Origin of the sequence: Bacillus sp. FSL E2-0195 (assembly GCF_038003645.1) — a bacterium.
Taxonomy (GTDB): domain Bacteria; phylum Bacillota; class Bacilli; order Bacillales; family Bacillaceae_G; genus Bacillus_A; species Bacillus_A mycoides.
The window spans coordinates 4,910,742-4,936,396 of record NZ_JBBOPN010000001.1 but is presented as its reverse complement, the minus strand read 5'-3'; the positions used below and the strand labels follow the sequence as shown (position 1 = coordinate 4,936,396).

Below are 25,655 nucleotides of genomic sequence, written 5' to 3'. Positions count from 1 at the left end.
GGGAAATGGAGCTGTGGTTCAAAAACTGGTTAAAGTGGCATTAAAAAACGGCTTACAAGCACGTCCGGCTGCGTTGTTTGTACAAGAGGCAAATCGCTTTCATGCGGATATCTTCATCGAGAAAGATGGAAAGACAGTGAATGCAAAGAGCATAATGGGGATTATGAGCTTAGCAATCGGAACTGGTAGCATGATTACAATCACAACAGAAGGTTCAGATGCAGAAGAGGCTTTGGAAGCATTAACTGCATATGTACAATAAAGGGTTATCGCGAATGTGCGATAGCTTTTTTTATTTTTCTGTTTGTGGGGTGCGTGGTTGGTGTGGTAACGAATGGTCGGTGGGTATATAGCTGGTTCGCACTTGTCGGTAAGTCGATAAGTTGTGTCGAAACGCCGATATAATTTGAGTTGTGTTCGATATAATTGAAAAATCACCGATATATTGGATTAGATACTAGGTTGGGTATGTGATACCCTTGTACATAATAAAAAAAGCGCCCTGTAATAGGGCGCTTCCGCTTTTAAGTATTAACGATTTGTAAAGATCTTATCGATTAAGCCGTATTCTAGAGCTCTTTCTGCTGTCATGAAGTTGTCGCGGTCTGTGTCGCGTTGTAGAACTTCAAGTGGTTGACCTGTGCGGTCAGCAAGAATTTGGTTTAATTTTTCACGTAAGAATAGGATACGTTTTGCAGCGATTTCGATTTCAGTCGCTTGACCTTGTGCTCCGCCAAGTGGTTGGTGAATCATAACTTCACTGTTTGGAAGTGCGTAACGTTTTCCTTTTTCACCTGCTGCAAGTAAGAATGCACCCATAGATGCAGCCATACCGATACAGATTGTTGATACTTGTGGTTTAATAAACTGCATTGTATCGTAAATTGCCATACCAGCTGTGATAGAACCACCAGGGCTGTTGATGTAAATGTGAATATCTTTTTCTGGATCTTGAGATTCCAAGAATAAAAGCTGGGAAACGATTGAGTTTGCTACATTGTCATCAATTGCGCTACCAAGCATAATGATGCGATCCTTTAATAGTCGAGAGTAAATATCGTAAGCGCGTTCTCCACGATTTGTTTGTTCAATTACTGTAGGAATTAAATTCATCTGTTATTTCCTCCTTTAAAAGCTTTCTTAGTCTTATAATACAATTATGGTCAATGAAGGTCAAACGAAACCACTTTAAATCAAAAAATATGTAGTTGTATCATGATTTATTCGCTATGTTTTTAAAATTCCCTGCTTATGTATCTTCAACATCATAACCGAATTACATAAATTTAAACGTGATTAATGGTGTGGAAAAGGCAAAAGAACGCCTTTTGTATAGAAGCGTTCTTTCATTTTTTATTCTTTTAACAGATAGGTTACTTTATTTAAGATTTTCTCGATTTGTTTTGCGTTTTTACTATACATATCACTCGCTGATTTTGATTTCGTTTCTAAAGAGAATAATTCAAGATCAGCATTGCATTTCTTTAAGGATGCTAATAATAAAGGCTTGTTTTGAGGAGAAGGCATTTGGAGTTTATCATTATAGATGTCGATAGTAAGTTGTCCGTATGAATCAACTTGACCAAGAAAGACATTTTCAATGACAACACCGAGTTTTTCTAGCTCAGAATGTAACCAAGCGCGATTATGTCCGCTAGCAGAAAGAGGTTCATCTAGTACATTTCCATCCATAATAACAGTTTGCGGTTCTTTTTCGTTTGGCACTTTTAGGCTGATATCTTTTGCTGTAAGTGGTTGGCGATCTTTCTTTAATAATACATTTAATTCACCGCTCGGTTCTAGTACAGCAAATTCAACATCAGCTACGCTGAACGCATTTTTTCCTCTGAGAAGCTCAAGTAATTCATCACTTGTATACTTTTCTTTCTTTAAATTATCTTCAAGTATTTTGCCGTCTTTTATTAATACGGTAGATTTTCCTTCAAAAAAATCTCGAGCTGTTTTGTTCTTTAAAGAGAGGATTCCAGTGAAAAAAGGTACCACAGCGAAAATGAGTATCGCAAAGACGCCGTGGAAAAATTTTGAATCAAGCCCTGTAGATACTTGGGCAGCGATGTCACCGATTGTCATTCCGGCTATGTATTCAAAAAAGGAGAGCTGAGAGATTTGTCTTTTTCCTAACCATTTCGTAATAGCGAATAAAATAATTAATATGAATACAGAGCGAAGAATGACAAGTGTCCATTCCGGCAGGTGAGACATAGTCATTTCCTCCAGTCTACTTAAAACCCTTTATATTGAGGTTCTTCACGTTCTAATACTGAAACCCTATTCTGTAAATCAGCGATGATGCTGTCCATTTCTAACATACATTCATGAAATACACGTTTTGATTCCGCGTCCTGTGAATTTAGTGAAAGGGAGCTTAAACTTGCTTGAGCGCCCCTTACACTGGCAAGGCAGGTTTTAACGCTAGCGATAACTGTCATACGAACACCTTATCCTTTCGGTTTGAATAGCAATGCTCCAATGAAGCCGAAAATAATGGCAGCTGATACACCAGCACTCGTTACTTTAAACATGCCGGTAATAACGCCGACGATGCCATGTTTGGCTGCTTCCTCCATCGCGCCATGAACGAGGGCATTACCGAAACTTGTAATAGGTACAGTTGCCCCAGCGCCTGCAAAGTCGATTAATGGTTCATACAGATTGAATCCATCTAATATAGCTCCAGCAACAACGAGTGTTGCCATCGTATGAGCGGGGGTTAGTTTGCCGACATCAAACATAAGCTGTCCGATTACGCATATGAGTCCACCAATGACGAAAGCCCAGAAAAAAATCATTGCGTTGCACCTCCAAATTCAATCGAAACAGCGTGAGCGATACACGGAATCGTTTCTTCTTGTTGGAATGTAAGTGGAGATAGTAAAGCGCCTGTCGCAACGACAAGTATTTTTTTGAATTCTCCTCTTTTCATTCGGTTTAATAAATGTCCGTATACGACTGTTGCTGAACAGCCTGGACCACTTCCACCAGCTATGACAGGTTGACCTTCTCTATAAATGATGATTCCGCAATCTTGAAATTGCTCGCTCTTTACCTTTGTTCCGTGTTTATGTAGTAGGTCGTAAGCGATTTCGCGACCGACATGTCCAAGGTCACCTGTTACGATTAAGTCGTAATAAGAGGCATCAATTTGTCGTTCGCGTAAATGAGCTTCAATCGTATCGACAGCAGCTGGGGCCATCGCACCACCCATATTAAAAGGATCTGTTAGTCCCATATCAATAACTCGTCCAATGGTGGCCGATGTTACTTGTGGACCATATCCAGTGTCGCTTAAAATAGCCGCGCCTGCACCGGTCACTGTCCACTGAGCCGTAGGAGGTTTTTGACCACCATATTCAGTTGGATAGCGGAATTGTTTTTCTACCGCAGCGTTATGGCTTGATGCCCCAGTTAATAAATACTTTGCGCCTTTTGCATTTACGATACTTGCGCCGAGTGCTAAGCCTTCCATAGAGGTAGAACAGGCGCCGAATAAACCGAGATAAGGTGTTCCGAGTGTGCGACATGCAAAGCTCGTTGGAGTTATTTGGTTTATTAAATCCCCTGCGAGTACGAATTGAATATCGTCTTTACGGAGCTTTGCCTTTTCGGTAGCGCGGCTACAAGCTTCTTCAAATAAAATTTTATGCGCCTTTTCGTAAGAATCTTGTCCGAGCCATAAATCTTCATGCAGGGTATCGAAGTCTTCAGGAATTTTTCCATTTGCCTCAAATGGGCCACCGACTACACCTGTTGAGATGATAACTGGTTTGTTTTCGAATACCCATGTTCGGTGTCCTTGTAACATTTACAGCCCTCCCCATTGAAAGAGAATCGTTTTAATAAGAGCGATGACAAAAGCTGAAAATACGCCAAATAAGATGACCGATCCTGCTAGTTTAAACATGTTACCACCAACGCCGAGAACGAACCCTTCTGTACGGTGTTCAATACATGCGGCAATAACAGAGTTACCAAATCCAGTAACGGGAACTGCGGTACCAGCACCAGCAAATTGTCCGAGGCGATCGTAGACGCCAAATCCCGTCAGTAGCATGGAGATAAAAATAAGAGTTGCAACGGTAGGGTTCCCGGCAGATCTTTCAGTGAAATCAAAGTACGTAATATAAAAGGTGGAAATCAGTTGGCCTATTAGACAAATTAATCCCCCGACGAAAAAAGCTTTCATACAATTTTTTAAAACGGGGCGCTTCGGTTCGCGCTGTTGTTCGAATTTTTTATATTCTTGTTGCACAGGTGTTAAATTTTTATCTTTACTAGACATTTGAATCCTTCCTTCTCTTTTAGAAAGCTTAAATATTAGATCCCATTTCTGATTGAATGAGTTTTAACTGTTCTTTAATGTCATCCTTACTCACTTTCTTTTTCTTAATTTTGTTTTCAAGTTCTTCTATGAGCATAAAAATCTTTTTGTCTGTACTTACACGAATATCGAAAGTAGGGTTTTCATCACTTAGCTTCTTTTTTAATTTACTTCGTAAAGGTTTTAAACCAAATCTTTCGTGATGTTCAGGTTTAACGGCTATGTAAAGATCTAAATTTGTATTAACTGCGGTAGCTTCTATAATTCCCTCCATAGCAAGAGCTTTTTTCTTAGCGTCTTGCGATATAGATTGATTAAAGGATTCTGTACTCATTTTTGTTAATTTAGGGCCCTTTTTCTCATCTGCCCGCTTAGCTTCTTCTTTCTTTACTTTTTTATCTAACGGGCTATTATCACATCCGGTAAGTGAACCGAATAGGAGCATAAATAACGCGGTTATGATTCCAAGTTTTCGCATTATAATCATTCCATTTCTATTGCATTATGTAATTTGAGAAAAAAGGATGATTGCATATCACCCTTTTTCTCAAATTGTGTACCATTAGATACAATGGCACCTTTGGTTATTGCTGTGTGTATTGTGGTTCTTCTTGCTGGACTTCTTCAACACGCGGGTTTAAAGAATCGATAATTGTTTGTGTTTGCTGCGCAGCTGTTTGGAAAAGTTGCTTTGCTTGTTGGTTATCCGTATCAAGAGCGAATCCCTCTAAGCTAGCTTGTGCACTTTTTAATCCAGAAACAGTTTGCTTTAGTTTTGTAATTACAGTCATTGAATGAAGCCCCCTTTGGAATATCAATTCAAAGATTATAATTTGTGAGTTGGGGTGAATTTATGATTGGAAAATTTAGGTTTTTGAAGTTAAAGCTTTGATTCAAGCGTCAATGGATTCTGTGTTATAGTGGTGCTTTATAAGATGGAAGAGGATAATATGTAATTCATGATGTAGGTATGTTACCTGTTGAAGATTAAAAAGTAACTGAAAATTACACGAGGTTAAATTTCTAATTATTCACAAAAAACATATCAATAAAATATATATTTCTATTCTTGTAGTTATTTTTAATTTAAAATAAAATTTTCTTGTATAGTAAAAAAAAGGATGTGTTCAGTTTTAAAAAAATAATATCTTCATTATCTTATTCGTTCAATCGAAGTCATTCACGAAAGAAGAACGTTATTAAATCAACGTTTCTTTTAATGCATAAAACATTTACGAATTGTTTTGTTCATCGAAAGTCTTGCGAATTCTTTTAAATCAACGTTTAGAAGAGAAAGTCGAAAGTAACAAAAGTCATTTATGTTGTATTCGTCATTCATCAAAATGAATACGCTATTCACCACAAGCCAACCCAAACGAAAATTTTCCGAACCCTCCAAGCCACCCCGCTGAGCCGTCGCAGGAGTCCCTTAGAGATAGTATTTGTGATTTTTGAATCAGGGGGTTGATCTCTCGCGAAGTCCTGACGCAGCCCAGCGAATTGTCTTTTACCCAATCCTCGCCGAGTTTCTATTATCAAAGAAAATAACGTTTCTAATGCGATTGGGCAGCCGTTATCGGAACTTACCCCCGACAGTGTGTTAAAATTAATCGAAGCGGAAAACGAGGATCTCCAATTGACTGAACGTGTGATCGGTTGGACAGTTTAAGAGGGTTGTATAAAAAGGGAGATGGCGCAAAGATGGTGAGATCAAAAGAGAATGATTTAACGGAGAAATTGGCAGAAGGTCACCGAGAATATGGTGACGGCAACTTTACAGTACAGAACATCGGTGATGAAACTAACCCGAATTGGACTGTCGTAAAAAATGTGAGGAAGGGATCGGCAGGCATTCGTGAAGGGGAAGATATATTTAGCCTGCGATCAAAATATATAAAATAGTGCGGAGATGGGCGGGCATCACTTCGCCTGTCTTTTTTTTATAGACTATATGCGAAAAGTGCGATGCCGAGAGATGCAATTCTAGACGATTAGATTTAATATGATGAAGTATGAGCCTATATGCGTTCTATTTCGATTTAAGTAGATTAAGGGGGAACGAAAGAAGGAAAACTGCGCGCTAAAGCTAGTGTAGAAGAGGTTTTTATGCTTGCGTATTAGGTTAGCGTCAGGATATAATATCCATATGTAAAGAAGCGAACGTCTACGTGTTGGTGTTCGTATCCTACGTTTAACTTTCGGTAAGAACAAGTCGGAAGAAGACGGAGGCAAACCGTTGATATTATCGTAATAATCATGCGCCCATAGCTCAGTCGGATAGAGCGGTGGTTTCCGGTACCACGTCTGCCGGGGGTTCGAATCCCTCTGGGCGCGTTATGTATTGTTGTTGTGATGTGTTCTATTTAAAAGTATTGAGTAAATAGCACATAATAGCGTGAAGAACGTGTTGAAAATTAATAGTAAATCTAAAGAAACCCCTTGTATGTGATTAGAAATAATCGTGTATAGGGGGTTTTTCGTTATGAAAAGAATTAAAGAGTGAAATGCAATTCAAATCAGAACAGATTTTAGTACTAAAAGAAATTGTAACGAGATATATTGCACAAGCGTATTGTTAAGTTGCTGAACGAAGATATGAAACGTAAGATAGTAGTGATTCACAAAGCAATAGGGACAGGCTAGCCGTCTTTGCCAGTAAGCTGAAGTTTAATAAAAGTGATCATCTTTCGTTGGCATTATCGGACTTTCTTGACCGTTATGAAGGAGAAGAAGAATGAAAAAAGGTTCTCGCAAGCTATTTGAAATAAAATCGTTTCTTACATGTATTGAAGAAGAGGAGTGCGGAGAAAAGGTCTATTATGTAACGATGGAACATCATAACAGTAGTGTGACTCGTCACAAGATAACGAAAGATGATGCATTCGAAATGTTAGTTGCGTATGCAAAAGGAATACCTGAAATCATGGAGGGCTTCATGGAAGATGAAAATTTCAATGAAGTTTATAAGATAACGGCATCGCTAGGTATTTATTACAGTTAAGTAAAAAGTACATGTCATAAATGTTGTTCACTTGTAAGAATAGACCCTGGAAAAATAACTCAGAGGTAATCCAAGTCACAATTCGAAAATTACACAAAGCAGATAAACAAGAAAGTATCTTTATAGCAAATCGCAACGCTGTGAATTTGGTGCGTGTGGTACTCGTAGAGGATACGAACGGAATTAATCTATCAAATGAAAATGCGACAATGGTGAAGAAACGTGTAATATTCGATATGTACTCGCCATTGTAAAAAAGGTCTGAACTTACAAGTATAAGTTCAGACCTTTTTTTATTATCACTTGTTATATCTGATAATAAGATTTACTATTAGTATGTGGTAATAACTTTTATGCGTTATTATTTTCTTTCAATATTATTCAAATTTAGGTTGTAAGATGTAAATCTCATTAATACATATAAATTAATAATATTTTGGAATGGGTGTCTGCGATAGGATTCTCCTTTTACCAAACTTATTGTACAATAGAAACAAGGGGGAGATTAGTTTGAAGGCAAGTCTTTTACAAGAACAAAGCTTACGTTTGGCAATGACACAAGAGTTAAGGCAAGCGATTACAATGCTCCAGTATAATGTACAAGAATTATCGGAGTTTTTGTATGAGCAATCGTTAGAGAATCCCCTTATTGAGTTAGGTGGTTTTGAGAGGGAGAAGAAAAAGAGCTCTAACACAAGTAAAAGTACCCGCAAACAAGTCGAGAATCAAATGGAAATCTACAGTGTGGATTCTACAACGATTCAGCAACATTTATTAAATCAACTACAGTATTATAAAATAGATGAAGAAGAGCGAAAAGCAGCTTCTTTCATTATTATGAACATGGATGGAAATGGTTATTTACAAGAAACAAATGAAGAGTTATCAGAGCTTCTTTCTGCGCCAATTGATGTAGTGGACTGTTCCGTGGAGCTTGTTCAATCGTTAGAGCCAGCAGGGGTAGGTGCGCGTAATATTCAGGAATGTCTATCAATCCAATTGAAGCGCTTACAAAGAAGAAATGGGTTAGCGGAAGAAATTATAGATGATCATTTTAATTATTTCGTTAAGAAAGATTGGCGAAAGCTCGTTCAAGTGTTGAAGTGTACCAACGAGGAATTACAGGATGCGGTGAACTGTATTACATCATTGCAGCCGAAACCAGGTCTTGCATTTTCTTCTGATAAACCACTTTATATTGTGCCTGATATGGCGGTAAAAAAAGATGGCGATCATCTCGTTTTACAGATGAATGAGAGAAATATGCCAAGAATTGAAATTCACTCTGAGTATAGTGCGTTACTAAATAATAGTGAAAGTGAAGTGGCTTCTTACGTATCGGAGAAGTATCAGCATGTGCAATGGATTATGCGCAGTTTGAAACAGAGAAAACAAACACTCTTACAAGTGATGAATATTATTATGGAAAAACAGCATGATTTCTTCTGGGGAGGTCCAGAGTATTTAAAACCACTTGCATTAAAAGAGGTGGCGGAAGAGTTAGGTGTGCATGAGTCTACAATTAGTCGTGCAACGCGTAATAAATATGTGCAAACGCCGTACGGTTTATTTGAGATGAAATCATTCTTTAGTAATTCTATTTCTACGACGGAAGATGAGGCGGTTTCTACAAAGCGTGTGAAACAATTCATTCAAACGCTTGTTGGAGCAGAAAATAAGAAAAAGCCACTTTCGGATCAAAAGATTTCAAAATTATTAGAAGAAGAGCATGAAATCGTTATTTCTCGAAGAACGGTTGCGAAGTATAGAGAACAAATGCATATTCCTGCTTCGTCTCTAAGAAAAACAATTGGATAGGTGAAGAAGATGAAGGTTGTACTATATACAAAAAAAGATTGTGGTCTTTGCGTGAAGGCGAAACAAGTTTTAAAAGAAGTACAATATGAATATTCTTTTCAAATTGAGGAAATAGATATATATGAAGATAATGACCTTTTAGAGAAATACCATCTAATGATTCCTGTTGTAGAAATAGGCGGAAGACAAGTAGAATATGGTAACATTCACAAAGGTGTCATAATAAACTATATAAACAATGCAGTTAAGAGTTGAATAAGTTTCTGTCTCCTGTTACAATAATACACGTAGCAGGGATTATTTTTTTAACCTAAGTGGGACACAAAATGTCACTACGGGACATAAAATGACCACGAAGGGAAATGAACCGATGTAGTGAGGAGAAAAGATATGCGCTCATGGATTCAGAACACAAAAAAATTATTACCTGATCTGCTACCTGTTATGCAAACGAGAATGCAAGTGCTTCAGTACATTAGGCTTATGCAGCCGATTGGAAGAAGAAACTTATCTGCAAGTCTCGGTATGACAGAACGAGTATTGCGAAGTGAAGTTCAAGTTTTGAAAGAACAAAACTTAGTTCACGTCGCTTCTTCTGGAATGACTTTGACAGAAGAAGGAACAGCTTTAGTTCTTGCTTTGGAAGACTTTATGAAAGAAATTTCCGGGTTAAAGGTTTTAGAAAAACAACTTAAGGAAACATTAGACTTGGATGAAGTTTTCGTTGTCCCTGGTGATAGTGATGAATCACCTTGGGTCAAACTGGAGATGGGCCGTGCTTGTGTGACTTGTATAAAAGACCGTCTGACAGTGAATAATATCGTTGCTGTGGCTGGAGGAACTACGCTAGCTGCTGCTGCGGACATGATGCAACTTGATTGCAAAGATTTACATATGCTATTTGTCCCAGCACGTGGTGGAATTGGAGAAGGTGTCGAGTTAGAAGCCAATACCATTTGCGCCAAAATGGCACAAAATACGATGAGTAATTATCGCTTATTGTATGTTCCAGATCACGTTAGTAGCGAAGCATATGCGTCTATTGTAACCGAGCCCTCCGTGAAAGAAGTTCTTGAGTTGATTCGATCTTCCAATATCGTCATTCATGGAATTGGTGATGCGTTAACAATGGCACGTCGCAGAAATACTTCAGAAGCAGATTGGTTAAAGATTCAGGCAAGCGAAGCAGTTGGCGAAGCTTTCGGTTACTACTTTAATGAACAAGGAAATGTTGTTCATAAAGTAAGAACAGTTGGTATGCAACTTGAAGATTTACAACATGTATCTCACGTTGTCGCAGTCGCTGGAGGTTCTTCAAAAGCAAAAGCAATACAGGCTGTAATAAAGCAAGGGCACACTTCAATTCTAATTACAGATGAAGGTGCAGCAAAACAATTAACAAAGGGTATTACCCTTTAATATAATCCCCCAAGGAGGAAATTTAAATGACTAAAATTGGTATTAATGGATTTGGACGTATCGGACGTAACGTATTCCGCGCAGCTCTTAACAACTCTGAGGTAGAAGTAGTAGCAATCAACGACTTAACAGATGCTAAAACATTAGCTCACCTTTTAAAATATGATACAGTTCACGGAACTTTAAATGCAGAAGTATCTGCTAACGAAAACAGCATCGTTGTTAACGGTAAAGAAATTAAAGTTATCGCTGAGCGTGACCCAGCTCAATTACCATGGAGCGACTACGGAGTAGAAGTAGTAGTAGAATCTACTGGCCGTTTCACTAAAAAATCAGACGCTGAGAAACACTTAGGTGGATCAGTTAAGAAAGTTATCATCTCAGCTCCAGCTTCTGACGAAGATATCACTGTAGTTATGGGTGTTAACCATGAACAATACGATGCAGCTAACCACAACGTAGTATCTAATGCTTCTTGTACTACAAACTGTCTAGCTCCATTCGCTAAAGTATTAAACGAAAAATTCGGCGTAAAACGCGGAATGATGACAACAATTCACTCTTACACTAACGACCAACAAATCTTAGACTTACCACACAAAGATTTACGTCGTGCTCGTGCAGCAGCTGAAAACATGATCCCAACATCTACTGGTGCTGCTAAAGCTGTAGCATTAGTATTACCAGAACTTAAAGGTAAATTAAACGGCGGCGCTGTACGTGTTCCAACTGCTAACGTTTCTCTTGTTGACTTAGTTGTTGAACTTGACAAAGAAGTAACAGTTGAAGATGTAAACGCAGCATTCAAAGCAGCTTCTGAAGGCGAATTAAAAGGTATCCTTGGATACAGCGAAGAGCCATTAGTATCTATCGACTATAACGGATGTACAGCTTCTTCTACAATCGATGCATTATCTACAATGGTAATGGAAGGTAACATGGTTAAAGTACTTTCTTGGTACGATAACGAAACTGGTTACTCTAACCGCGTAGTAGACCTAGCTGCATACATGACTTCTAAAGGTCTTTAATTCTTAAGTATATAAGCAATCAATGACAAAACGAGGGAGAGGGTTTGTTCCCTCTCTCTCTTCTTTCGTTTTAGAAGCAAATGTGTTAAGCTTTTGAATGGGTTTTGTCAATCCTAACTAGTAGTCGGAGGGAAATCCAATGAACAAAAAATCAATTCGTGACGTAGATTTAAAAGGTAAGCGTGTATTTTGCCGCGTTGATTTCAACGTACCTATGAAAGAAGGCAAAATTACAGATGAAACTCGTATCCGTGCAGCTCTTCCTACAATTCAATATTTAATAGAGCAAGGTGCGAAAGTAATTTTAGCAAGTCATTTAGGCCGTCCAAAAGGTCAAGCAGTAGAAGAATTACGTCTTACTCCAGTAGCAGCACGTTTAGGCGAGCTTCTTGGTAAAGATGTTAAAAAAGCGGACGAAGCATTCGGACCAGTTGCACAAGAAATGGTTGCAGCAATGAACGAAGGCGACGTATTAGTTCTTGAAAACGTACGTTTCTATGCGGGCGAAGAAAAGAACGATGCAGAACTTGCGAAAGAATTTGCAGCTCTTGCTGATATCTTCGTAAACGATGCATTCGGTGCAGCTCACCGTGCTCACGCTTCTACAGCAGGAATCGCAGACTACCTACCAGCAGTATCTGGTTTATTAATGGAAAAAGAGTTAGATGTATTAGGTAAAGCACTTTCTAACCCAGAACGTCCATTCACAGCTATCATCGGTGGTGCGAAAGTAAAAGATAAAATCGGTGTAATTCGTCATCTATTAGACAAAGTAGATAACTTAATCATCGGTGGCGGACTTGCTTACACATTCGTTAAAGCATTAGGTCATGAAATTGGTCTATCTCTATGTGAAAACGACAAAATTGAACTAGCTAAAGAATTTATGCAACTTGCAAAAGAAAAAGGCGTAAACTTCTATATGCCAGTTGATGTTGTAATCACAGAGGAATTCTCTGAAACTGCAACAACTCAAATCGTTGGTATCGACTCTATCCCTTCTACATGGGAAGGCGTGGACATCGGTCCTAAAACACGTGAAATTTATGCAGATGTAATTAAAAACTCTAAGCTTGTTGTATGGAATGGACCAATGGGTGTATTCGAAATGACTCCATTCGCAGAAGGTACAAAAGCAGTAGGGCAAGCATTAGCAGATGCAGAAGATACATACTCTGTTATCGGCGGTGGTGACTCTGCAGCAGCTGTTGAAAAATTCGGTATGGCTGATAAAATGAGCCACATTTCTACTGGCGGCGGTGCGTCATTAGAATTCATGGAAGGTAAAGAACTTCCAGGTGTAGTTTGTCTTAACGACAAATAAGTAGCAGCCAAAGAAAAAGGACGGTGCAAAGCATGCGTAAACCAATTATCGCAGGTAACTGGAAAATGAATAAAACTCTATCTGAAGCAGTTAGCTTCGTAGAGGAAGTTAAAGGTCAAATCCCAGCAGCTTCAGCTGTTGATGCAGTAGTTTGTTCGCCAGCTCTATTCTTAGAGCGCTTAGTAGCAAAGGCTGAAGGAACTGACTTACAAGTAGGTGCACAAAACATGCACTTCGAAAAAAATGGTGCATTCACTGGCGAAATTAGCCCAGTAGCACTTAGCGACTTAAAAGTAGGCTACGTAGTACTTGGCCACTCTGAGCGTCGTGAAATGTTTGCTGAAACAGACGAGTCAGTAAATAAAAAGACTCTTGCAGCATTTGAACATGGTTTAACACCAATCGTTTGTTGTGGTGAGACTTTAGAAGAGCGCGAAAGCGGAAAAACATTTGATCTAGTAGCAGGTCAAGTAACAAAAGCACTTGCAGGTTTAACAGAAGAGCAAGTTAAAGTAACTGTTATCGCTTATGAGCCAATCTGGGCTATCGGTACAGGTAAATCTTCTTCTTCTGCAGATGCAAATGAAGTATGTGCGCACATCCGTAAAGTTGTTGCAGAAGCTGTTTCTCCAGAAGCTGCAGAAGCTGTTCGTATTCAATACGGCGGTAGCGTAAAACCAGAAAACATTAAAGAGTATATGGCACAATCTGACATCGACGGCGCTTTAGTTGGCGGTGCTAGCTTAGAGCCTGCTTCGTTCTTAGGTCTTCTGGGGGCGGTAAAATGAGAAAGCCAACAGCTTTAATCATTCTTGATGGTTTCGGACTACGTGAAGAAACTTACGGGAATGCTGTAGCACAAGCTAAGAAACCTAATTTTGATGGTTACTGGAACAAATTCCCTCACACAACGCTTACAGCTTCTGGTGAGGAAGTAGGTCTTCCAGCAGGTCAAATGGGTAACTCAGAGGTTGGTCACTTAAATATCGGTGCTGGCCGCATCGTATATCAAAGCTTAACACGCGTAAACGTTGCAATTCGTGAAGGTGAGTTCGATCAGAACGAAACTTTCCAAAATGCAATTAAAAGCGTGAAAGAAAAAGGTACTGCTCTTCATTTATTCGGTTTACTTTCTGATGGTGGTGTGCACAGTCACATGAACCATATGTTTGCTCTTCTTCGCTTAGCAGCAAAAGAAGGCGTGGAGAAAGTATATATCCATGCATTCTTAGATGGCCGCGATGTTGGACCACAAACAGCAAAAGGTTATATCGATGCAACAAATGAAGTAATTAAAGAAACAGGAGTAGGACAATTTGCGACTATCTCTGGTCGTTATTACTCCATGGACCGTGACAAGCGCTGGGATCGCGTAGAAAAATGTTACCGTGCTATGGTGAATGGTGAAGGCCCTACTTATAAATCAGCAGAAGAGTGTGTAGAAGACTCTTATGCAAATGGTATTCATGATGAATTCGTATTGCCGTCTGTAATTGTTAACGAAGATGACACGCCAGTTGCAACAATCAATAATGATGATGCAGTTATCTTCTATAACTTCCGTCCAGACCGTGCAATTCAAATTGCTCGTGTATTTACAAACGAAGACTTCCGTGAGTTCGATCGTGGTGAAAAAGTACCTCACATTCCTGAGTTCGTTTGTATGACACATTTCAGTGAAACTGTAGATGGTTACGTGGCATTCAAGCCAATGAACCTTGATAACACATTAGGTGAAGTTGTTGCGCAAGCGGGATTAAAGCAACTTCGCATCGCGGAAACTGAAAAGTATCCGCACGTTACATTCTTCTTTAGCGGTGGTCGTGAGGCTGAATTCCCAGGAGAAGAGCGTATTTTAATTAACTCACCGAAGGTTGCAACGTATGACTTGAAACCTGAAATGAGCATTTATGAAGTAACGGACGCTTTAGTAAATGACATTGAAAATGATAAACATGATGTTATCATTCTTAACTTTGCAAACTGTGATATGGTTGGCCATTCTGGGATGATGGAACCAACAATTAAAGCAGTAGAAGCAACTGACGAATGTTTAGGAAAAGTTGTAGAAGCGATTCTTGCAAAAGATGGTGTAGCACTTATTACTGCTGACCATGGTAATGCCGATCAGGAGTTAACTGCTGAAGGTGGACCAATGACAGCTCATACAACTAACCCGGTTCCTTTCATCGTTACAAAAAATGATGTAGAGCTTCGTGAAGGTGGTATTTTAGGAGATATCGCCCCAACAATGCTTACACTTTTAAATGTGGAACAACCGAAAGAAATGACAGGTAAAACAATTATTAAATAATTTGCTTATATAAAAAGGAGAGAATTTATTATGTCAACAATTATTGATGTTTATGCTCGCGAAGTCCTTGACTCTCGTGGTAACCCAACTGTAGAAGTAGAAGTTTACACAGAAAGCGGCGCATTCGGACGCGCTATCGTACCAAGTGGTGCATCTACTGGTGAGCACGAAGCAGTAGAATTACGTGACGGTGACAAATCTCGTTACCTTGGTAAAGGTGTTCTTAACGCAGTAAACAACGTTAACGAAGCAATCGCTCCAGAAATCGTTGGTTTCGACGTAACTGACCAAGCTGGTATCGACCGTGCTATGATCGAATTAGATGGCACTCCAAACAAAGGTAAACTAGGTGCTAACGCTATCCTTGGTGTATCTATGGCAGTAGCTCACGCAGCAGCTGACTTCGTAGGTCTTCCATTATACCGTTACCTTGGTGGATTCAATGCAAAACAATTACCAACTCCAATGATGAACATCATCAACGGTGGTTCTCACGCTGATAACAACGTTGACTTCCAAGAGTTCATGATCTTACCAGTTGGTGCTCCAACATTCAAAGAATCAATCCGTATGGGTGCTGAAGTATTCCATGCACTTAAAGCTGTATTACATGACAAAGGTCTTAACACTGCAGTAGGTGACGAAGGTGGATTCGCTCCAAACCTTGGTTCTAACCGTGAAGCATTAGAAGTAATCATCGAAGCTATCGAAAAAGCTGGTTACAAAGCTGGCGAGAACGTATTCTTAGGAATGGACGTTGCTTCTTCTGAGTTCTACAACAAAGAAACTGGTAAATATGACCTTGCAGGCGAAGGCCGTACTGGCTTAACTTCTGCAGAAATGGTTGATTTCTACGAAGAGCTTTGCAAAGACTTCCCAATCATCTCTATTGAAGATGGTTTAGACGAAAACGACTGGGATGGTCACAAATTATTAACTGAGCGTATCGGTGATAAAGTACAATTAGTTGGTGACGATTTATTCGTAACTAACACTCAAAAACTTGCTGAAGGTATCGAAAAAGGTATCTCTAACTCAATCTTAATTAAAGTTAACCAAATCGGTACTTTAACTGAGACTTTCGAAGCAATCGAAATGGCTAAACGTGCTGGTTACACAGCAGTTGTATCTCACCGTTCTGGTGAAACTGAAGATGCTACAATCGCTGACATCGCAGTTGCAACTAACGCTGGCCAAATCAAAACTGGTTCTATGAGCCGTACTGACCGTATTGCTAAGTACAACCAATTATTACGTATCGAAGACGAGCTAGGCGAAATCGCTGTTTACGCTGGTTTACAATCTTTCTACAATATCAAACGATAATTGTAGAAAATAACGACAGACCGTGAGAAATCACGGTCTGTTTTTTTTTGCTAAAATTGTTCGTCTGTCATAAGTGACATGAAGTATTTAAAGAAGAGATTATAATCAAAATCGATAGCAATTTGCTGCGAGGGCCGATTGGTGAATGGGTTTGATCCTACTAAAGAGCGGAAATCACCGATGCTTGCTCCTTGAGCGTAAGACTCGGTCATGACGGTAATTGGTGATTTGTAGTAGGTAAACATAGAATTATCAAGTAAAGCTAATATCGGTATCGTGTCATGAAAAGGGCAGCCTTTTAATCGTGGTAAAATTTTTTCGTAATATCCATAGTAGTAATGATCGAATAGAGGTTTGACGAGAGAAGCCTTTCCTTTCGCCTCAATATATTCAGCCATATCAGGTGTAACGATGGAATACTGAGTTACATTTAACGGGTATATGTACATGTTGGATGCAGATTGTAATACAATGTTAGCCGCGATTGGATCGCCATAAAAATTCGCTTCTGATACGGGAGTTACATTACCTGGGTGCAGAAAGGAACCACCCATTACATAATAAGATTTAATTTGCTGCATTAAGTTTTTACATAAAATAAATAAAGCAGCTAGGGAAGTGAGTCGCCCTAAACTTACAATGATTAGTTCGTCTTTATACTGCTCGATAAGAGGGATAACTTCAAAAAAATTCTCCATTTCTCCGTTTTGTAACTTTTCATTTGGGATGATTGGCCCTAACCCTTCTTTACCGTGAATATTAGTAAAAAAAGCGGGTGGACCTCCATTGAGAGGACGGTCTGAACCACCAAATATTTTCATATCTCTATTTCTTGATTTTTGTTTAAGAAAATGAGCATTTTGTACGGCCATTTCTTTTGGAACATTGCCGTAATCAGCGACAATCCCAACAATTTCAATTTCATCGATAAAGAATGCGAGGAGGAGGGCTATCGCATCGTCGATTCCAGGATCACAAAAAATGAGAATTTTTTTAGACATACGTTCACCACCTATCTTTATATATATATGTGTGCTAGAGAGAAGGCAGAATAAAAATGGAGTGAAGGATTTTGTTTTATTAAAATAATAACCATCAAAATTCAGAAAATATAAACTTTATATATTAGGTCAAGGTTTTTGACGTAAATTACATTAGGAAACGCAGTCATATCAAGGGTGTAAGCGTATAATATAGTGGGTTTTCGTTGTCGATTTGATAAATTGCAGGTTTTTACAATTTATACTATGATAAGGATATTAACAGAAGATCGTATAAACATGAGGGATGATGAACATGAAACTTACAAAGATTCTTGTCCAAATTGCTGCTCTTTATGTATTTTATATCGTTGGAAATTGGGTGCAAGAAATGTTGAATCTTCCGATTCCAGGAAGTTTGATTGGGATGTTCCTCCTACTTGTTTTGCTTAGCCTAAAAGTACTTCCAGTGAAATGGTTTGATTTAGGAGCAGAAACACTCGTTGCTATTATGCCGTTTTTATTAATTCCGCCAACGCTTGGCTTAATGAATTACGGTGCTTTTTTTATGAGTAAAGGAATTTCCCTTTTCATTACAGTTGTAGCGAGTACGTTTTTAATTATTATTGTCGCAGGACATACAGGACAATATCTTGCGAATAGAAAGGAAAAAGAGACACAATGAGCCAAATATTAATCGGAATCGGTTGGGTTCTTTTTACGGTGCTATTATATCAATTATCTAAAAAAATCTACAAATTATTTCCAACACCATTTACCATTCCAATGCTTGTTGCAACAGGATTAATGGCTTTCTTATTTATAATGCTTGATATACCATATCAAAATTATATGGAAAGTGGTGGTGGCTGGATTGCGAAGCTATTAGGACCAGGTGTTGTAGCATTTGCAATCCCGCTTTATAAACAACGTCATGTTCTGCAAAAATATGTTGTACCAATTGCTGGTGGTGTATTAGTAGGTACAACAGTTGCTATTGCAAGTGATTTTGCTATCGCCACACTTATGGGAACAGATAAAAGCTTGATTTTATCTTCTTTACCAAAATCAGTGACAATGCCAGTTGCGATGAGTGTATCTGAACAAGTTGGTGGTGTCCCGTCCTTAACAGCGGCATTCGTCGTTATCGCAGGGATTACTGGAACGATTTCAGGACCAATTTTATTAAAATGGAGCCGTGTTACAAACTCAGTTGGTAAAGGGATTGGCTTTGGATGTGCGTCTCATATTATGGGTGTTATGAGAGCGATGAAAAATAATGAGCATGAAGGTGTTATTGGATCGGTAACAATGACATTAACAGCAATTTTGACATGTTTGCTTGGACCGTTATTCGCAATGATGTTCATGTAATAGAAGAAAAGCGAGAGCGATTCTATAGCTCTCGCTTTTCTATAGGATTTATGCTACATTTAAAATAACTGAATCTTTGTAGGAGGTACGCCAAGTGCATACGTTATTATCAGTTTTACTTATTATTGTATCGATTTTAATGATTGTTATGGTACTTATGCAGTCAAGTAATAGCTCAGGCCTTTCAGGCGCTATTTCAGGTGGTGCAGAGCAATTGTTTGGTAAGCAAAAAGCACGTGGAATTGAAGCGGTATTAAACCGTGTTACAGTTGTCTTAGCTGTACTATTCTTCGTACTAACAATTGGTGTTACGTACTTAAATTTATAAAATTAAAAGAAGAAGCGTTAGCGGATTATGCTAATGGTTCTTCTTTTTTTGATTTGTTATTCAAAAAAAGTTTCTAATTAGATTATAGAATTATAAATATGGTACACTAAGAATAGAAAGAATACGACTAGATTACAGAAGAGAAAGAGGAGAAGTACATGATGAAATTAGCATCTCCGAAACCATTTACATTTGAAGGTGGAGACCGCGCTGTTTTATTATTACATGGATTCACAGGGAACTCAGCTGACGTACGCATGCTAGGGCGTTTCTTAGAGAAGAAAGGCTATACTTGTCATGCGCCAATTTACAAAGGACACGGTGTACCACCAGAAGAGCTTGTTCATACAGGCCCTGAAGACTGGTGGAAAGATGTAATGAATGCCTACCAGCATTTAAAAGATCAAGGTTACGAGAAAATAGCTGCGGTTGGATTATCATTAGGCGGAGTATTCTCATTAAAACTTGCTTATACATTACCGATTTTAGGTGTTGTACCAATGTGTGCACCGATGTACATTAAAAGTGAAGAAATTATGTACCAAGGTATATTGGCATATGCCCGCGAATATAAAAAGCGTGAGCAAAAATCACCAGAACGAATTGAGCAGGAAATGTTTGAATTTAAACAGACACCAATGAATACATTAAAAGCATTACAGGAGTTGATTCGTGACGTACGCAATAATGTTGATATGATTTATGCTCCAACATTCGTTGTACAAGCACGTCATGATGAGATGATTAATACAGATAGTGCTAACATTATTTATAACGGTGTAGAATCTACGTTAAAAGACATTAAATGGTATGAAGACTCTACGCATGTCATTACACTTGATAAAGAACGTGATGTGCTACATGAGGATGTATATAACTTCTTGGAGCAACTAGATTGGTAAGGTCTAGTTGCCTCTTTTTTTCATAAGGGAATTTTTATCCCGCTATTTGTGGGCTAATAATCAGTGGGGACGGACAAAAAACCACTGGTTAAAGTTACACTTTATGAAAGCTGTAAAAAATCATTGGGAGATGATTAAAGTTTCACTTTATACATCCCCCATCTTTCGGATACACTAAATAATATAAGGGTTTAAAGGAGGTATTTCTGCTTGGAAGAAATCATGCAAGAACATATTGATAAGTTGTTATTATTTATGAGGGAAGAAGCGTATAAACCGTTAACGATACAAGAATTAGAATCGGCATTTGGAATCGAAGGCTCTGAGGGCTTTAAAGATTTCGTAAAGGCACTTGTAATGATGGAAGAGAAGGGGCTTGTTATCCGCACACGTAGTAACCGCTACGGTCTTCCAGAAAAAATGAATTTAGTACGCGGTAAATTAATTGGGCACGCACGTGGTTTTGCGTTCGTTGTTCCAGAAGAGAAGAAAACAGGAGATGATGATCTTTTCATCCCGCCGACAGAATTAAATGGTGCACTTCATGGTGATACAGTATTAGCACGTGTTAGCGCACAATCAAGTGGATCACGCCAAGAAGGCGCGATTGTTCGTATTTTAGAGCGTGGAACGAAGGAACTAGTTGGTACATATACAGAGTCAAAGAACTTTGGATTTGTTATACCTGATAATAAACGCTGGACAAGTGACATTTTTATCTTGAAAAGTGCATCTATGGGCGCTGTAGAAGGTCATAAAGTAGTTGTGAAAATTACGGGCTACCCAGAGAACCGTTTAAGCGCAGAAGGTGAAGTTATTCAAATTCTAGGTCATAAAAATGACCCAGGAGTAGATATTTTATCTGTCATTCATAAACATCATTTACCTTTAGCATTCCCTGAAGAAGTGATGGAGCATGCAAACAGTGTACCAGAAACGATTTCAGAAGAAGATATAAAAGATCGTCGTGATTTACGTGATCAAATGATTGTTACAATTGATGGTGCGGATGCGAAAGACTTAGATGACGCTGTTACAGTAACGAAGCTTGAGAACGGTAACTATAAGCTTGGCGTTCATATTGCGGATGTAAGTCATTACGTTCAAGAAGGTTCTCCAATTGATGTTGAAGCAGCAGAGAGAGCAACGAGTGTATATCTTGTAGACCGTGTAATTCCGATGATTCCGCATCGTTTATCAAACGGTATTTGTTCATTAAATCCGAAAGTAGACCGTCTGACACTATCTTGTGAAATGGAAATCAACAATCTAGGTGATGTTGTAAAACACGAGATTTTCCAAAGTGTAATTAAAACGACAGAGCGTATGACGTATGCTGACGTAAGAAGCATTTTAGAAGATGAAGACGAAGCACTAATTGAACGTTACGAGCCGCTAGTACCAATGTTTAAAGAAATGGGGCAGTTAGCACAAATTTTACGTGAAAAACGTATGCGCCGTGGTGCGATTGACTTTGACTTTAAAGAAGCGAAAGTACTAGTAGATGAAGAAGGAAAACCGACTGATGTTGTAATGCGTGATCGTTCTGTATCAGAGAAGTTAATTGAAGAGTTTATGCTTGTTGCGAACGAAACAGTAGCGGAGCATTTCCACTGGATGAACGTACCGTTTATGTACCGTGTCCATGAAGATCCGAAAGAAGATAAGCTTGAGCGTTTCTTCGAGTTTGTAACAAACTTCGGATATGCAGTAAAGGGACGTGCGAATGAAATACACCCTCGTGCATTGCAGCAAATTCTTGAAATGGTTCAAGGTCAGCCGGAAGAAATAGTCATTTCAACAGTTATGCTTCGTTCTATGAAGCAAGCACGTTACGATTCGAACAGCTTAGGACATTTTGGTTTATCAACTGAGTTCTACACGCATTTCACATCGCCAATTCGTCGTTACCCAGATACGATTGTTCATAGATTGATTCGTGAATACATCATTAATGGTAAAGTAGACAACGAAACGCAAGCGAAATGGCGTGAAAATTTACCTGAGATTGCAGAGCACTCTTCTAATATGGAACGCCGTGCTGTTGAAGCAGAGCGTGAAACAGACGAAATGAAAAAAGCAGAGTATATGGTCGATAAGATCGGTGAAGAGTATGACGGTATGATTAGCTCTGTAACAAACTTCGGCTTATTCGTAGAGCTTCCAAATACAATTGAAGGTCTTGTACACGTTAGCTATTTAACAGATGATTACTACCGTTATGACGAAAAACATTTTGCGATGATCGGAGAACGTACAGGTAACGTATTCCGCATCGGTGACGAAATTACAATTCGTGTTATTAACGTAAATAAAGACGAGCGTGCAATCGACTTTGAAATCGTTGGCATGAAAGGCACACCTCGTCGTAAGTTCAAAGATCGTCCAGTTGTGATTGAACAGCCAAGAACAGGCAGAAAGAAACGCGGTGGACGTAGCGAACGTAGTAATGAGCGCGGTGGTGAACGCGGCACAGGAAGAAAGTTTGATCGTGGTGGACAAGGAAAAGGAAAAGCGTCTGCATCTGCATCCACATCCGCTAGTCAGCCAGGGAAAAAAGATGGTAATAGTAATGGTAAGAAGAAAAAAGGATTCTTTGAAAATGTACCAGGATTCAAGAAGAAAAAGAAAAAGCGCAAGTAAGAAAAGAGTGGCTTCGCCTTACATTCTGAGCGAGCCACTTTCGCTTTTTGTTTACATTTGTTACAATAGTAAAAATAGAGGAGGGACGTTATATGCCAAAAGGTACAGGTAAGGTTATTGCGCAAAATAAAAAGGCATTTCATGATTATTTCATCGAAGAAACATACGAAGTAGGGCTTGTCCTTCAAGGAACGGAAATTAAGTCGATTCGCGCTGGACGCGTGAACTTGAAAGATGCGTTTGCACGTATACATAACGGTGAAGTATGGGTTCATAATATGCATATTAATACATATGAACAAGGGAATCGTTTCAATCACGATCCGCTACGTACAAGGAAGTTACTTCTTCATAAAAAAGAAATTGATAAGCTAGCAGGTTACGCAAAAGAAACAGGATATGCATTAGTTCCAGTTAGAATCTATTTGAAAAATGGATTTGCGAAAATGGCACTTGGTTTAGCAAAAGGTAAGAAGCAATATGATAAGCGTCACGATTTAAAAGAGAAAGAAGCTAAACGTGAAATTGCACGCGTGTTCCGTGATCGTCAAAAGATGTAATACAGATATTTACATTTGTAAAACGGCGCGCGTATGATATAATAACTTATGTAAGATTGTTGCACATTGAAAAACAGCTCTTAGTAGCTATCACGATATTTCTTCGTATGCTCCATTTTTATCATGGGGACGTTACGGATTCGACAGGGATAGTTCGAGCTTAGGTTGCGAGTCGAGGGGATCGGCCTCGTTAAAACGTCAAAGCCTATAATTGGCAAACAAAACAATCTTTCTTTAGCTGCTTAATTGCACTAAAGGTTCCTCCCTCCATCGTCCATGTGGTAGGGTAAGGGACTCAAACTAAGTGGACTACGCCGGAGTTCGCCGTCTGAGGGCGAAGGAAGAGAACAATCAGACTAGCAACTTGGAAGCCTGTCGATAGGCCGAAGAGTTCGCGAAATGCTAATATATCGACTACACTCGTAGAAGCTTAAGTGCCGATATTTTTGGACGTGGGTTCGACTCCCACCGTCTCCACCAATACATATTTGGTGGTTTTTTTATTTTGTATGTGATATGAACCATAAGTTTGCCGTTCCGGCAAGCTTATGGTTCTTTTTGTTTGCGGCAAACTTATGCTTCCAGGATTTGAAGAATATTTTTAATGTCGCTTTTAAATAAAGTCACGATGTTTATAAAAAAGACGCGATGTTTTCTCCCTTTGGATCTGTTTATCTAAAGGGGTGTTTTTATAGTGAAAAGAAGATTTGAACTGAAAGACGGATTAAGGAACTGTTGAGTAGCAATAAAGTTACTCAACTAAAGGGCCATTTTGTGGAATAACACTTAATAAGAAAATTAGATATTTCTGTTAAAGAATATAGAGAATATTATGAAGAAACGTACTTAAGCTAAGTGGCAGGTTAGTTGAAGAAGGAATTTCTCTAAACTTGGAAGAATTTATATTCAAAAATATGTTAAGGAGCTTGTGAATTATATGGAATCCATTAGCAAAAGCGAAGTGAAGCTACGAGATATCACAGAGGAAGATCTTCCTATCTTTTTCGAACAACAACTAGATTCAACGGCGAACTATATGGCTGCCTTTACAGCTAAAGATCCCACTGATAAGGACGCATTTTTTGACCATTGGAAAAAAATTATCGCTGACGAGACTATCACAATTAAGACTATATTATTCAATGGCATTGTCACTGGACACGTCTCGAACTTTGAACAGTTCTGCGAACCCGAAGTAAGCTACTGGATTGGGAAGGAATACTGGGGTCATGGTATTGCAACTAAAGCGTTGTCAGAGTTTCTGGAGTATATTAAGGTACGCCCGCTCTATGCTCGTGCCGCTAAAGATAACCTCGCCTCCATTAGGGTATTGGAAAAATGCAGGTTTAAAATCATCTCTGAAGATAAGGGTTTTTCCAACGCAAGAGGCAAGGATGTTGAAGAATTTATTTTGAAGCTCGCATCTTATGATAGGTAATTTAATACCGTAATACTATTGGAGCGGTTCTTGACTAAGAAACCTTCTGTTGTTTAACCAACGGGTGCTTTTCTTCAATAAGGTTTGAATAATGATCTTTAGTAATCGGACGCGATTGTTGAGCAAACATAGATAGAAAAATGATTAAACTTTTTATAAAAAATTATTCACTAGCAACAAATAACCCAAGCATTTTGATCAAACTTTTTTCAAAATGTTTGGGTTTCTTCTGTTGAAAAATCAATTTTTGTAGCATGCTTTTAATCAAACTTTATTACAAACCAACAGTATTCACGGCAAGCTTATGGGTTAATAATTAATCCACGGCAAAGATATGCTTCCTTTAGCGGCAACTTTATGGGTAAAGTCACAAAAAGAACCATAACTTTGCCAGGTTGGCGAGGTTATGGTTCTAAAATTAGAATGTATTTAATTCTTCGGTTCTTTCAATTCCATTCTCAATGCATCTTGTGTGTGTTATCCCCTAACGATCACAATTTTATCTAAAATAAGCAATAACAAAATCACTTCTACACAAGTATTTATAAGTAGAAAAATAGAAAGAATACCGTTTTTTCATTTTGTGGTTTTATAAAATGCTTAAGTTGAGGACGGTACCCTTGAAACAGAAACTGAGGGAATAGTTATTGATAATAAGCAGCTAGATAATATAGTTGCTCTTAATGATTAAATAATATGTATTTAAATCTTCATATATTTTGTGTTTTTATCCATATCTATTGTAAGATTATATAGAGTTCTCCTAATAAGCTGTTATAATGGCTTTTTTTAGGGATTTAATATTTATAAATCTTAAATTATTTTTTGGAGATAACTTTTTATCCAACTAAGTTATAT

General features: G+C 38.5%; 27 protein-coding genes, 1 tRNA gene and 1 other RNA gene. 20 read left to right on the top strand and 9 right to left on the bottom strand.

The genetic code is table 11. The annotated features are described in order from the left end of the window. Positions 1 to 13 precede the first annotated feature (13 nt). Positions 14 to 262, top strand: coding sequence for an HPr family phosphocarrier protein (locus MHH59_RS25685; RefSeq protein WP_002016081.1), 249 nt, complete (start codon positions 14 to 16; stop codon positions 260 to 262). 269 nt (positions 263 to 531) lie between these two features. On the opposite strand, the gene clpP is transcribed toward MHH59_RS25685, so the two are convergent. The 8 genes from clpP to MHH59_RS25645 form a co-directional block, all read right to left on the bottom strand. Beyond that, on the bottom strand, positions 532 to 1,113 hold the full coding sequence (clpP, locus tag MHH59_RS25680; RefSeq protein WP_001049163.1) for an ATP-dependent Clp endopeptidase proteolytic subunit ClpP: 582 nt from the start codon (positions 1,111 to 1,113) through the stop codon (positions 532 to 534). Between the two features lie 240 nt (positions 1,114 to 1,353). After that, entirely contained in the window at positions 1,354 to 2,223 is an 870-nt protein-coding gene (locus tag MHH59_RS25675; protein WP_002016080.1) for a DUF421 domain-containing protein, read from the bottom strand. 20 nt (positions 2,224 to 2,243) lie between these two features. Continuing rightward, entirely contained in the window at positions 2,244 to 2,450 is a 207-nt protein-coding gene (locus MHH59_RS25670) for a DUF1657 domain-containing protein (RefSeq protein WP_002167398.1), read from the bottom strand. A 9-nt stretch (positions 2,451 to 2,459) separates the two neighbouring features. Further along, complete coding sequence (gene spoVAE, locus MHH59_RS25665) at positions 2,460 to 2,810, bottom strand: stage V sporulation protein AE (RefSeq protein WP_000575919.1); 351 nt, start codon at positions 2,808 to 2,810, stop codon at positions 2,460 to 2,462. Further along, entirely contained in the window at positions 2,807 to 3,823 is a 1,017-nt protein-coding gene (gene spoVAD / locus MHH59_RS25660; protein ID WP_000938981.1) for a stage V sporulation protein AD, read from the bottom strand. The genes spoVAE and spoVAD overlap by 4 nt, the downstream gene beginning before the upstream one ends. Beyond that, positions 3,824 to 4,300 carry a stage V sporulation protein AC gene (gene spoVAC, locus MHH59_RS25655; protein ID WP_002129887.1) on the bottom strand — a complete coding sequence of 159 codons (477 nt, stop codon included), beginning with the start codon at positions 4,298 to 4,300 and terminating at the stop codon, positions 3,824 to 3,826. It abuts the gene before it with no gap. Between the two features lie 28 nt (positions 4,301 to 4,328). Beyond that, a complete protein-coding gene (locus MHH59_RS25650) occupies positions 4,329 to 4,817 on the bottom strand; it encodes a YhcN/YlaJ family sporulation lipoprotein (protein ID WP_002167400.1) in 489 nt (162 codons plus the stop codon). 106 nt (positions 4,818 to 4,923) lie between these two features. Beyond that, entirely contained in the window at positions 4,924 to 5,130 is a 207-nt protein-coding gene (locus MHH59_RS25645; protein WP_000216167.1) for a DUF1657 domain-containing protein, read from the bottom strand. A gap of 910 nt (positions 5,131 to 6,040) precedes the next feature. Between MHH59_RS25645 and MHH59_RS25640 the strand changes: the two genes are divergently transcribed. The 11 genes from MHH59_RS25640 (at position 6,041) to eno (ending at position 16,572) form a co-directional block, all read left to right on the top strand. Further along, positions 6,041 to 6,241, top strand: a complete 201-nt coding sequence (locus tag MHH59_RS25640) for a hypothetical protein (protein WP_002129884.1) — start codon at positions 6,041 to 6,043, stop codon at positions 6,239 to 6,241. 356 nt (positions 6,242 to 6,597) lie between these two features. Next, positions 6,598 to 6,673 (top strand) — tRNA-Arg (locus tag MHH59_RS25635). A gap of 400 nt (positions 6,674 to 7,073) precedes the next feature. After that, entirely contained in the window at positions 7,074 to 7,340 is a 267-nt protein-coding gene (locus tag MHH59_RS25630; RefSeq protein ID WP_201057044.1) for a hypothetical protein, read from the top strand. 510 nt (positions 7,341 to 7,850) lie between these two features. Then, a complete protein-coding gene (gene rpoN, locus MHH59_RS25625; RefSeq protein ID WP_002129881.1) occupies positions 7,851 to 9,158 on the top strand; it encodes an RNA polymerase factor sigma-54 in 1,308 nt (435 codons plus the stop codon). 9 nt (positions 9,159 to 9,167) lie between these two features. Then, positions 9,168 to 9,413 (top strand): glutaredoxin family protein, encoded by a 246-nt coding sequence (locus MHH59_RS25620; protein WP_002089547.1) that lies wholly within the window; start codon positions 9,168 to 9,170, stop codon positions 9,411 to 9,413. A gap of 135 nt (positions 9,414 to 9,548) precedes the next feature. Beyond that, positions 9,549 to 10,577: a gapA transcriptional regulator CggR gene (cggR, locus tag MHH59_RS25615; RefSeq protein WP_002089545.1), complete on the top strand. Its 1,029-nt coding sequence runs from the start codon at positions 9,549 to 9,551 to the stop codon at positions 10,575 to 10,577. A gap of 26 nt (positions 10,578 to 10,603) precedes the next feature. Further along, positions 10,604 to 11,608 carry a type I glyceraldehyde-3-phosphate dehydrogenase gene (gene gap / locus MHH59_RS25610; protein ID WP_002016071.1) on the top strand — a complete coding sequence of 335 codons (1,005 nt, stop codon included), beginning with the start codon at positions 10,604 to 10,606 and terminating at the stop codon, positions 11,606 to 11,608. A gap of 139 nt (positions 11,609 to 11,747) precedes the next feature. Next, on the top strand, positions 11,748 to 12,932 hold the full coding sequence (locus MHH59_RS25605; RefSeq protein WP_002016070.1) for a phosphoglycerate kinase: 1,185 nt from the start codon (positions 11,748 to 11,750) through the stop codon (positions 12,930 to 12,932). Positions 12,933 to 12,964: 32 nt separating this feature from the next. Continuing rightward, positions 12,965 to 13,720, top strand: coding sequence for a triose-phosphate isomerase (gene tpiA / locus MHH59_RS25600; protein WP_002016069.1), 756 nt, complete (start codon positions 12,965 to 12,967; stop codon positions 13,718 to 13,720). Beyond that, on the top strand, positions 13,717 to 15,246 hold the full coding sequence (gpmI, locus tag MHH59_RS25595; RefSeq protein WP_002129880.1) for a 2,3-bisphosphoglycerate-independent phosphoglycerate mutase: 1,530 nt from the start codon (positions 13,717 to 13,719) through the stop codon (positions 15,244 to 15,246). The genes tpiA and gpmI overlap by 4 nt, the downstream gene beginning before the upstream one ends. 30 nt (positions 15,247 to 15,276) lie before the next feature. Further along, positions 15,277 to 16,572 (top strand): phosphopyruvate hydratase, encoded by a 1,296-nt coding sequence (eno, locus tag MHH59_RS25590; RefSeq protein WP_002034740.1) that lies wholly within the window; start codon positions 15,277 to 15,279, stop codon positions 16,570 to 16,572. Positions 16,573 to 16,622: 50 nt separating this feature from the next. Here the strand turns inward: eno and MHH59_RS25585 are convergent, their stop codons facing one another. Then, positions 16,623 to 17,573: a nucleoside hydrolase gene (locus MHH59_RS25585; RefSeq protein WP_002129879.1), complete on the bottom strand. Its 951-nt coding sequence runs from the start codon at positions 17,571 to 17,573 to the stop codon at positions 16,623 to 16,625. Positions 17,574 to 17,859: 286 nt separating this feature from the next. Here MHH59_RS25585 and MHH59_RS25580 point away from each other — a divergent pair, with 286 nt between their 5' ends. The 8 genes from MHH59_RS25580 (at position 17,860) to MHH59_RS25545 (ending at position 24,797) form a co-directional block, all read left to right on the top strand. Further along, positions 17,860 to 18,237, top strand: coding sequence for a CidA/LrgA family holin-like protein (locus tag MHH59_RS25580; RefSeq protein WP_170935229.1), 378 nt, complete (start codon positions 17,860 to 17,862; stop codon positions 18,235 to 18,237). Continuing rightward, positions 18,234 to 18,926, top strand: a complete 693-nt coding sequence (locus MHH59_RS25575) for an LrgB family protein (protein WP_002129877.1) — start codon at positions 18,234 to 18,236, stop codon at positions 18,924 to 18,926. Before MHH59_RS25580 ends, MHH59_RS25575 begins: the two co-directional genes overlap by 4 nt. A gap of 94 nt (positions 18,927 to 19,020) precedes the next feature. Beyond that, positions 19,021 to 19,254, top strand: a complete 234-nt coding sequence (secG, locus tag MHH59_RS25570) for a preprotein translocase subunit SecG (protein WP_002016062.1) — start codon at positions 19,021 to 19,023, stop codon at positions 19,252 to 19,254. Between the two features lie 161 nt (positions 19,255 to 19,415). Next, the gene (locus tag MHH59_RS25565) at positions 19,416 to 20,156 is read left to right on the top strand and encodes an alpha/beta hydrolase (protein ID WP_162836430.1); all 741 of its coding nucleotides are present in this window, start codon (positions 19,416 to 19,418) and stop codon (positions 20,154 to 20,156) included. Positions 20,157 to 20,378: 222 nt separating this feature from the next. Beyond that, positions 20,379 to 22,799, top strand: coding sequence for a ribonuclease R (rnr, locus tag MHH59_RS25560; RefSeq protein WP_370458377.1), 2,421 nt, complete (start codon positions 20,379 to 20,381; stop codon positions 22,797 to 22,799). Positions 22,800 to 22,891: 92 nt separating this feature from the next. Then, positions 22,892 to 23,359, top strand: coding sequence for an SsrA-binding protein (gene smpB / locus MHH59_RS25555; RefSeq protein WP_002034685.1), 468 nt, complete (start codon positions 22,892 to 22,894; stop codon positions 23,357 to 23,359). A gap of 125 nt (positions 23,360 to 23,484) precedes the next feature. Next, positions 23,485 to 23,839: a transfer-messenger RNA gene (ssrA, locus tag MHH59_RS25550) on the top strand. A gap of 457 nt (positions 23,840 to 24,296) precedes the next feature. Then, positions 24,297 to 24,797 carry a GNAT family N-acetyltransferase gene (locus MHH59_RS25545; protein WP_201057041.1) on the top strand — a complete coding sequence of 167 codons (501 nt, stop codon included), beginning with the start codon at positions 24,297 to 24,299 and terminating at the stop codon, positions 24,795 to 24,797. Positions 24,798 to 25,655: the final 858 nt, after the last annotated feature.